Source organism: Mesorhizobium sp. M7A.F.Ca.CA.002.04.1.1 (genome assembly GCF_004022805.1).
Classification (GTDB): Bacteria; Pseudomonadota; Alphaproteobacteria; order Rhizobiales; family Rhizobiaceae; genus Mesorhizobium; species Mesorhizobium ciceri.
The window spans coordinates 1-9,616 of the sequence record NZ_RZPL01000151.1 but is presented as its reverse complement, the minus strand read 5'-3'; the positions used below and the strand labels follow the sequence as shown (position 1 = coordinate 9,616).

Sequence of the window (9,616 nt, the reverse complement as noted above, 5' to 3'; positions counted from 1 at the left end):
TTCCGAGACGGGGCAGGCGTGGTGGCGTTCCCGCCGGGCGGTGCTGACGCTCGCCTGCGCGGCAGCGCTTCTCGCCGCATACGGCATCGGCCATCTGTTCCCGGTGGCGGAACGCGGGGTGTTCCTGGCCGCGCTGTTGGTCGGCCTGGTGCCGATCGCACGGCGCGCGCTGATGGCGGCATTGGCCGGCACGCCGTTTTCGATCGAGATGCTGATGACCATCGCGGCGATAGGCGCCGTGATGATCGGTGCCACTGAAGAGGCCGCCGCCGTGGTGGTGCTCTTCCTGATCGGCGAGCTTCTGGAGGGTGTCGCCGCCGGCCGGGCGCGGGCGAGCATCCAGGGACTTGCCGATCTGGTGCCGAAGACGGCCTTGGTCGAGCGCGCAGGCGGCACATCGGAGTGTCCCGCCGAAGACCTTGCGGTCGGCGACATCATCCTGGTGCGGCCGGGCGCCCGCATCCCGGCCGATGGCGAGATCATCGAGGGCGCGAGCGAAATCGACGAGGCGCCGGTGACCGGCGAGAGCACGCCGAAGCGCAAGGGCGTTGCGGACGCCGTCTTTGCCGGCACGATCAGCACCGATGGCGTGCTCAAGGTGCGGGTGACGGCGGCCGCTTCCGACAACACCATCGCCCGAATCGTGCGGCTGGTGGAGGAGGCGCAGGAGGCCAAGGCGCCGACAGAGCGCTTCATCGACCGCTTCTCGCGCACCTACACGCCGGCGGTGCTGGCGGTCGGTGCGCTGGTGGCATTGTTGCCGCCGCTGCTTGCCGGCGGCGACTGGAACGAATGGATCTACAAGGGCTTGGCGATCCTGCTGATCGGCTGCCCCTGCGCGCTGGTCATCTCGACCCCGGCGGCGATCGCCGCGGGCCTTGCGACCGGTGCGCGGCGTGGCCTATTGATGAAAGGCGGTGCGGTGCTGGAAGGCTTTCGCCGGATCACGGCGGTCGCCTTCGACAAGACCGGTACGCTGACCGCAGGCAAGCCTGCCGTCACCGACATCGTGGCGTATGGAAGGGATGAACGCACCGTGCTGGCGCTGGCGGCAGCACTGGAGCAGGGCTCCAGCCATCCGTTGGCGATGGCGATCCTGGACCGGGCCAAGGCCGACAAGGCGCCGGTGCCGCCGGCTCTCGCGGCGAAGGCAATCTCGGGCAAGGGTGTCGAGGGCAGCGTTGGCGGCGTCGCCGTCTTCCTCGGCTCCGGCCAGGCGGCGGGCGAACGCGCCGACATGACGCAAGCGCAGCGCCTCGCCGTCGACAGCCTCAACGGCCAGGGCAAGACGGTGTCAGTGCTGGTCGCCGATGGCGTGGTGGCCGGGCTGATTGCCATGCGCGACGAGCCGCGGCCGGATGCTGCGGCCGGGATCGCGGCGCTGAAGGCCGAGAGCATCCGCGCGGTGATGCTGACCGGCGACAACCGCCGCACGGCGCAAGCCATCGCCGCTTCGCTCGGCATCGAGGCGCGAGCGGAGCTGTTGCCCCAGGACAAGCAGCGCATCGTCGGCGAATTGCAGCGCGAGGGTTTCAAGGTCGCCAAGGTCGGTGACGGCATCAACGACGCGCCGGCGCTCGCGGCCGCCGACATTGGCATTGCCATGGGCGGCGGCACCGACGTGGCGCTGGAGACCGCGGACGCGGCGATCCTGCACGGCCGCGTCATGGACGTCGCGCGTATGGTGAAACTGTCGCGGGCGGTGATGGCCAATATCGGCCAGAACATCACCGTGGCGCTGGGGCTGAAGGCGGTGTTCCTGGTCACCACCATTTTGGGCATCACCGGCCTGTGGCCGGCGATCCTGGCCGATACCGGCGCGACCGTGCTGGTCACCGCCAACGCCATGCGCCTGCTGCGCTGGCGCGGGTGAAGCGCTTTTGGTTGATCACGATCTTTTCGGAAAACCGGCGTCCACTTTTCCGGATCGTGATCTACTCGGCTGGGGCTGTCAGCGGCGGCGTGGCGTTGCTGCGCCCTTCCCAGACATAAGAGGCGAGCGCCACTGCCACGGCGACCAGCATGGCGATGGCGCCCAGCAGCGGCAGGCTGCGGTAGCCATAGCCGCTGTTCAGCATCGCGGCGCCCAACGAAGCGGCCAGCGCGATGCCGACATTGAAGCCGGAGGGAATGAGCGACGAGGCGAGGTTGGAAGCATCTGCCGTCCAGGCCAGGATGCGGGTCTGGATCGGCGTGCCGATGGCGAAGTTGAGACCGCCCCAGATGACGATCGCCACAACCATCGGCAGGGGATAGGGGCTGACGGCATAGATCACGCCAAGCGTCACCGCCTGCAGGGCCAGCATGGTGATCAATGACGGCATCAGCTTCCAGTCGGAGAGCTTGCCGCCGAGGAAGACGCCGAGCGTCGCGCCGACGCCGTTGAGCAGCAGCACCCACGGCACCAGGTTCTCGTCGAGACCGGTGACTTCGAGCAGTGTCGGCGTGATGTAGGTGAACAGGCCGAACTGGCCGATCATCAGCATCAGCATCAGGATCAGCGATGTCCAGACCTGCTGGCGGGCCAGCACGCGGACCTCGCGGGCGAAACCGGCGGGCTTGGCCGATGAGCCGGTGGTGCGCGGCAAAAGGGCTGCCATGGCAAGCGTTGCCGCGACACCCAGCGCGCACATCACCCAGAAAGTCGCACGCCAGCCCCAGATGTTGCCGATCGCGGTGCCGGCCGGCACGCCGATGACGTTGGAGACGGTGAGGCCGGACAGGATGACGGCGACAGCCATGCCGCGCTGGTCCTCGCGCACGAGACCGACGGCAACGACCATGGCGACGCCGAAATAGGCGCCATGCGCGACCGCCACGGCAATGCGCAACAGAAGCATCGAGGTGAAATCGGGCGCCAGCGCGCAAGCCGCCTGGCCAATGGTGAAGGCGATGGCTAGGCCGAGCAGCAGGCTCTTGCGCGACAATGACTTGGTGGCGAGCGCCAGCAGCGGGCCGCCGATGGCGATGCCGCCGGCATAGCCGGAGACGAGATAGCCGGCGGAGGGAACCGAGACGCCCAGGCCTTGCGCCACCTGCGGCAGCACGCCGGCAATGACGAATTCGGTGGTGCCGAAGGCAAAGGCGGCGATGAACAGGGCGATGAGCGGAAGCGACATGGGGAAGCCTTAGCTGGAAGCGCCTCAAACCACGGATGGGCTTTGCGGGCAATCCAGAAATTTTTGTCGCGAGTTTAGGTTTTCTTGAATTGGATGCGAGCAGCCGCTTCCCTTCTCCCCAGGGGAGAAGGGAAAGTGGCGCTTCTCAGCTCGCCTTCAACCGCGACCCCGTCAGCAGGCCGCGCTCTTCAAGCACCGGATAGGCCATCGAGGCCAGCAGCGAATTGATCTGTTTCAGGTCGCGGATGGTGTCGAGATGGATCGAGCTGGTTTCGACGCTCTTGGCGGTGCCGTCGCGCAGCCGCACGAAATGGCTGGCGCTGGTTTCCTTTTCGCGGTCGCGCAGCCGGTCCTTTTCCAGCACCAGCTGACGGGCGGTCTCGGGATCGCGCGACACCAGAACGTTGAAGGCAAGCCGCGCATTGGCCAGAACCGAGCCATGGAAGGCGCACAGCTCGGCCCAGCCCTCGTCGGTGAATTCCAGTCCGCGCTCGAACTTCTTCTTCACATGCACCAGCATGTTGCGCACGATGATGTCGCCGACCTGCTCGAGCTTGACGCAGGCGCCGATCAGTTCCTGGCAGCGCAGCGCCTCGTCCTCGGTCAGCGGGTTCCTGGTCAGTTTGGCGAGGTAGAGCTTGATCGCGGCGTGCTTGCGGTCGACGCGGTCGTCGAGTGCGGCCAGCGCCTTGATCTTGTCGGCGTCGGCACTTTCATAGAGTTCGATGATACGCTTGAGCATGATCTCGATCGTCTCGCAGACCCGCACCACCTCGCGGGTGGCATTGGCCAGCGCCTGGCTCGGCACGTCGAGCGCGCTTTCGTTGAGCGCGGACAGCTCGACGACGTCAAGCGAGGCGGCCGGCACGGGCTTGGTGCCAAGTGCGACGATCTTCTCCGAAGCGCGGTAGACGAAGCCTGCCAGCGGCAGGCCGGCGAGCAGGATCAGCACATTGAACAGGATGTGGGCATTGACGATCTGGTCCGCCGCCGTCGAACCGAGAAAGGCGAAGTGCGGCCTGAAGATCATGACCAGGATCAGCATGACCAGCGAGCCAAGCCCGCGCATCAGGAGATTGCCGATCGGCACGACGCGCACCTCGGGGCTCGACGAACGGGTCAGCATCGGCGCGATGATCGAGGAGCCGAGGTTGACGCCAAGGATGAGAACGACGCCAAGTTCGGGCGTGATCAGGCCACGGCCTGCCAGCGTCGCCATCAACAGCACCGCCGCGATGCTCGACTGGAACAGCCAGGTGATCAGTGCCGCCAGCAGATAGGCGGTGATGGAATCGGTCGAGAAGTAGTTGATGATGACCGGCATGAGCTGGCTGTTGCGCAGGGGCTCCGATGCCTGGCCGATCATCTCCAGCGAGAGGATCAGAAGGCCGATGCCGACCAGGATGCGGCCGGACTGGCGCCAGTCGCGCCGCTCGGTGGCCATGAACATGACCGTGCCGGTGATCAGGCACAGCGGCACCAGCAAGGTGAGGTCGAAGGTCAGCAGCTTGACCACCAGCGCCGATCCGATTTCGGCGCCGCGCACTGCCAATTGACCCGCGGCGCCAGAGACGATGCCAGAGCCGGCGAAGGAGCCGACCAGCAGCGTGACGGCGGTGGAGCTCTGCAGGGCGATGGCAAGGCCGGTGCCGGCCAGCACCGCCATGATCGGATTGCGCATGGTGGCGCGGAGGCGATGGCGCAGCACGTCGCCATAGGCGCGTTCAACGCCGGTCTTCACCATGCGGGTGGCAAACAGCATCAGCGCCACGGCGCCGGCCAGATGCAGAAGGACGACGGACCCGCTCATTTCGTCCCCCGCATGCAAACAGGGCGCCCGCCCTGTTTTGCGTGGCGATCAGAAGGAAAAACGAGGGAACGAATCATGTTCATGGCGGTGACTTATAATAGCTCGAATATTTTAGCCGGATAATAAAATCTTGTCGATTTCAAGGGCCGTTGCCGCGCGACAGGCGGTGTCGGAAAATGGACGGACGCGCAAATGGTTGCATTGCTGGGCGGGCGCGAAGCGGCGGATAGGCCGAGTTTGCGGTGCGACTGGCTCCTGCCTTTGCGATCATGTTCAGCTTCCTTGGGTAAATCAAGGAATCCATTACATAATTGTAATGCGTGCGTTCAGTTTCGGTTCATCGATGGGCAGCTACTGCTTCGATATCGACAACCAAGGAGACTTCTCATGAAACGCATCGTCCTTTCCGCACTCGCTTTCTCGATGCTGGCCGCCACGTCGCTCACCGGCCAGGCCGCACCGCTGAATGCGCCGAACGCGCCGCAGTCGAACTACAGCCAGGTCGACTGGCAGAAGCCCGGCCACCACAGCGATGTGAGGAAGCGCGTTTACAAGAAGAAGGTCGTCGTCGTGAAGCGCAACAACTGGCGGCATGGCCAGAAATATTCCGGCTGGAAGCGCCATCAGCCGATCCGCGACTATGGCCGCTACGGCCTGCATCGCCCCGGCCGCGGCCAGGAATGGATCCGCGTCGGCAACGACTATGTGCTGGTCGGCATCCTCTCCGGCGTCATCTTCGGCGCGCTTGCCGCGCATTAATCGGCACCTTGCCGGACATTGAAAAGGGAGGCGGCCCGCTACGGCCGCCTTTCTTTTTGCCTGTGGAAACCGGGTATGGCCCGCATTAAGGGTCGTCGGATTTCGCGGGCGTGATTATATAATCGGGAAACGAGTTCCCCGATGCGCTTTCCACCCGCCTTCCTCGACGAGATACGCGACCGCGTGCCGATTTCATCGGTGATCGGCCAGCGCGTCGCGTGGGACCGCAAGAAGACCAACGCACCGCGCGGCGACTATTGGGCCTGCTGCCCGTTCCATGGCGAGAAGAGCCCTCCTTCCACTGCGAGGACAAGAAGGGCCGCTACCATTGTTTCGGCTGTTCGGTCTCGGGCGATCATTTCAAGTTCCTCACCGAACTGGACGGGATGAGCTTTCCCGAAGCTGTGGAAAAGATCGCCGACATGGCCGGGGTGCCGATGCCGGTCCGCGATGCGCAGGAGGAGCGGCGCGAAAAGGAACGCGCCAGCCTGACCGACGTCATGGAGATGGCGACCGCCTTCTTCCAGGAACGGCTGCAGGGACCGGAAGGCGCCAAGGCGCGTGCCTATCTGCGCGACCGCGGCCTGACGCCGGCGACGCAGCAATCGTTCCGGCTTGGTTTTGCGCCCGACAGCCGCAATGCGCTGAAGGAGCATCTCGCCGCCAGGGGCGTGCCGAAAGCCGATATCGAGGCCTGCGGACTGGTGCGCCACGGCGACGACATCCCGGTTTCCTATGACTGGTTCCGCGACCGCATCATGTTTCCGATCCCGGATTCCAGGGGGAAGATCATCGCCTTTGGCGGCCGCGCGCTGCAGCCCGATGCGCTGGCCAAATACATGAACTCGCCCGACACCGAGCTCTTCCACAAGGGCAACGTGCTTTATAATTTCGCCCGCGCCCGCAAGGCCTTGGCCAAGGGCGGCACGGTCATCGCCGTCGAAGGCTATATGGATGTCATCGCGCTGGCACAGGCCGGCTTCGAGAATGTCGTGGCGCCGCTCGGCACCGCGCTTACCGAGAACCAGCTCGAGCTGCTGTGGCGCATGGCGCCGGAGCCGATGTTGTGCTTCGACGGCGACAAGGCCGGGTTGAAGGCCGCGTGGCGGGCCGCCGACATGGCGCTGCCGTCGGTGCAGGCCGGCCGCTCGGCGCGTTTCGCGCTGCTGCCGGAAGGCAAGGATCCCGACGATCTGGTCAAGGCCGAAGGACCGGATGCGTTTCGTAGCGTTCTGGCCGAGGCGCGGCCGCTGGTCGATCTTTTATGGATGCGTGAGACGGCGGGCGGCGTCTTCGACACGCCGGAGCGGCGGGCCGAGCTTGAGAAGACGCTGCGCGAACTGACCAGCCGCATCCGCGATGAAAGTCTCCGCTACCATTATCAACAGGAGATGCGCGAGCGCGTGTTGAGCTTCTTCGGCTCGCAGCGCGGCACCAGGCAAAGCGGCCGCCAGGATGGGCGCCCGGGCCAGGGCAAGGCAGCCGCTCCCGGCGGGCAGTTCGCCAAGAGCGGTGGCGGCCGCATTGCGATCACCGAAAGTCTCGGCCAGTCGGCTTTGGTCAAACGCGGCGGCGAGGGGATGTCGGTGCGCGAGGCGACGATCATCGTCGCATTGGTCAACCATCCGGCACTGATCGACGAGAATTTCGCCCATATCGAGTTTCTCGATCTCGCCAACTCCGATCTGAGGCGGCTGCATGCGGCAATCCTCGATGCAATGGCGCATGACATGGCCAATGACCGGCAGGCGGTGATTGCGACGATCGAACGCGCCGGCTGCGCCGAGATCTGGGAGCGGGCCGTCGGGTTGATCCGGCGGATGCGGCAATGGCCGGCGCTGGAGACCGCCGCCCTTGAAGATGCCCGCGATGCTTTCAGCCAGGCGCTGCACTTGCAGCGCAGCGCGCGCACCTTACATAAGGAACTGAAACAGGCGGAAGCGGCGCTCGCCACCGATCCCACAGACGAAAACTACCGGCACCTGATCGAAATTCAGGCGCAATTCCAGGATGTGCAAGCCACGGAAGCGCTGATCGAAGGGTTTGGCGTCTCCTCGGGCAGGGCAGGGCGAGCTTAGTTGGAAGCGAGTGAATTGAGAAAGCGTCGTTGCGCGTCGAAATGGCGCGTAACGGGCTAAGTCGGGTAATTGATTCGCTTTTTTCATGCGAATCATGCGAGAGGCGCTTGACCTTCTGGCAGATTGGCGGAATCAGGACGATTCGAAACGTTAACCCGAACCCGCGTCGACGGGAAATAAGCGATGTGAGGTACTGGTCACTGGACAGGCAGCCCGCCTGCCACAGATATCAGGGTTAATCTGGACTTAATGGATGTCGCCCAAAAAGGGGAAACCCGGTTTTGGGGCAACGACATACACCAAACGAAACGAGTTGATGCAGTTACTGGCCCGGTGAAGCGCGTTTCATAAGCGAGCGCATCCGATTTGACTGGTCCGACAGCTTACGCGGCTTTGAAGTTCGGCCGCTAGGAGAAGATAAAGACTATGGCGACAAAGGAAAAGGAAGAGGTCGAAACCGAACGCGAAGGCGCCACCGATGGCCCTCTGCTCGACCTTTCCGATGATGCTGTCAAGAAGATGATCAAGGCCGCCAAGAAGCGCGGCTATGTCACCATGGACGAGCTGAATTCGGTGCTGCCCTCAGAGGAAGTGACCTCCGAGCAGATCGAGGACACGATGGCGATGCTGTCCGACATGGGCATCAACGTGGTCGAGGACGACGAGCAGGGCGAGGAGCCCGAGGCCGCCGACACCGCGGCCGATGCCGAGGAAGACGCCAACGAGCTGGCTGAGCAGACCGGCACCGCGGTTGCCGCCACCACCACCAAGAAAGAACCGACCGATCGCACCGACGATCCGGTGCGCATGTATCTGCGCGAGATGGGCTCGGTGGAGCTTTTGTCGCGCGAGGGCGAAATTGCCATCGCCAAACGCATCGAGGCCGGTCGCGAGACGATGATCGCGGGTCTGTGCGAAAGCCCGCTGACCTTCCAGGCCATCATCATCTGGCGCGACGAACTCAACGAATCCAAGATCCTGCTGCGTGAGATCATCGATCTCGAAGCCACCTATGCCGGCCCCGAGGCCAAGCAGGCGCCGGTGGTCGAGCGCGTCGAGGAAGCCAAGGTCGAGGACAAGCCGCGCCGTTCGCGCGACGACGAAGACGACATCACCAATGTCGGCGCCGATACGCGTGGGCTGACGGATGACGACGACGAAGACGAGGACGAAGCAAGCCTGTCGCTGGCCGCGATGGAAGCGGAACTCCGCCCGCAGGTGATGGAGACGCTCGACGTTATCGCCGACACCTACAAAAAGCTGCGCAAGCTGCAGGATCAGCAGGTCGAGAACCGTCTGGCCGCGGCCGGCACGCTGTCGCCCAGCCAGGATCGCCGGCTGAAGGAGCTGAAGGACCAGCTGATCAAGGCGGTGAAGTCGCTGTCGCTCAACACGGCGCGCATCGAGGCGCTGGTCGAGCAGCTCTACGACATCAACAAGCGCCTGGTGCAGAACGAAGGCAAGCTGCTCAGGCTCGCCGAAAGCTACGGCGTGCGTCGCGAAGAGTTCCTGAAGGAATATCAGGGTTCCGAGCTCGACCCGAACTGGACGCGCTCGATCGGCAACCTGACCTCGCGCGGCTGGAAGGAATTCACCAAGAACGAGAAGGATGCGATCAAGGACCTGCGCGCCGAGATCCAGAACCTCGCCACCGAAACGGCGATCTCGATCCTGGAATTCCGCAAGATCGTCAACCAGGTGCAGAAGGGCGAGCGCGAAGCGGCGATCGCCAAGAAGGAAATGGTCGAGGCCAATCTGCGCCTCGTCATCTCAATCGCCAAGAAATACACCAATCGCGGCCTGCAGTTCCTCGACCTGATCCAGGAAGGCAATATCGGCCTGATGAAGGC

5 protein-coding genes and 1 pseudogene are annotated in these 9,616 nt (G+C 64.3%); 4 read left to right on the top strand and 2 right to left on the bottom strand.

All coding sequences use genetic code 11. The features are described from left to right. A partial coding sequence (locus ENZ75_RS10750; protein WP_128278096.1) for a heavy metal translocating P-type ATPase occupies window positions 1-1,873 on the top strand: 1,873 nt, incomplete at its 5' end. Window positions 1,874-1,934: 61 nt separating this feature from the next. On the opposite strand, the gene ENZ75_RS10745 is transcribed toward ENZ75_RS10750, so the two are convergent. Continuing rightward, window positions 1,935-3,119 (bottom strand): MFS transporter, encoded by a 1,185-nt coding sequence (locus ENZ75_RS10745; RefSeq protein WP_024505485.1) that lies wholly within the window; start codon window positions 3,117-3,119, stop codon window positions 1,935-1,937. Between the two features lie 145 nt (window positions 3,120-3,264). Next, window positions 3,265-4,929: a Na/Pi cotransporter family protein gene (locus ENZ75_RS10740; protein WP_013530146.1), complete on the bottom strand. Its 1,665-nt coding sequence runs from the start codon at window positions 4,927-4,929 to the stop codon at window positions 3,265-3,267. A gap of 387 nt (window positions 4,930-5,316) precedes the next feature. Between ENZ75_RS10740 and ENZ75_RS10735 the strand changes: the two genes are divergently transcribed. The 3 genes and pseudogenes from ENZ75_RS10735 to ENZ75_RS10725 form a co-directional block, all read left to right on the top strand. After that, window positions 5,317-5,688, top strand: coding sequence for an RcnB family protein (locus tag ENZ75_RS10735; RefSeq protein WP_013530147.1), 372 nt, complete (start codon window positions 5,317-5,319; stop codon window positions 5,686-5,688). 141 nt (window positions 5,689-5,829) lie between these two features. Further along, window positions 5,830-7,766, top strand: a pseudogene (gene dnaG, locus ENZ75_RS10730) (DNA primase). A 426-nt stretch (window positions 7,767-8,192) separates the two neighbouring features. Beyond that, window positions 8,193-9,616: RNA polymerase sigma factor region1.1 domain-containing protein (locus tag ENZ75_RS10725; RefSeq protein ID WP_128278095.1), on the top strand; the 1,424-nt coding region annotated here is incomplete at its 3' end.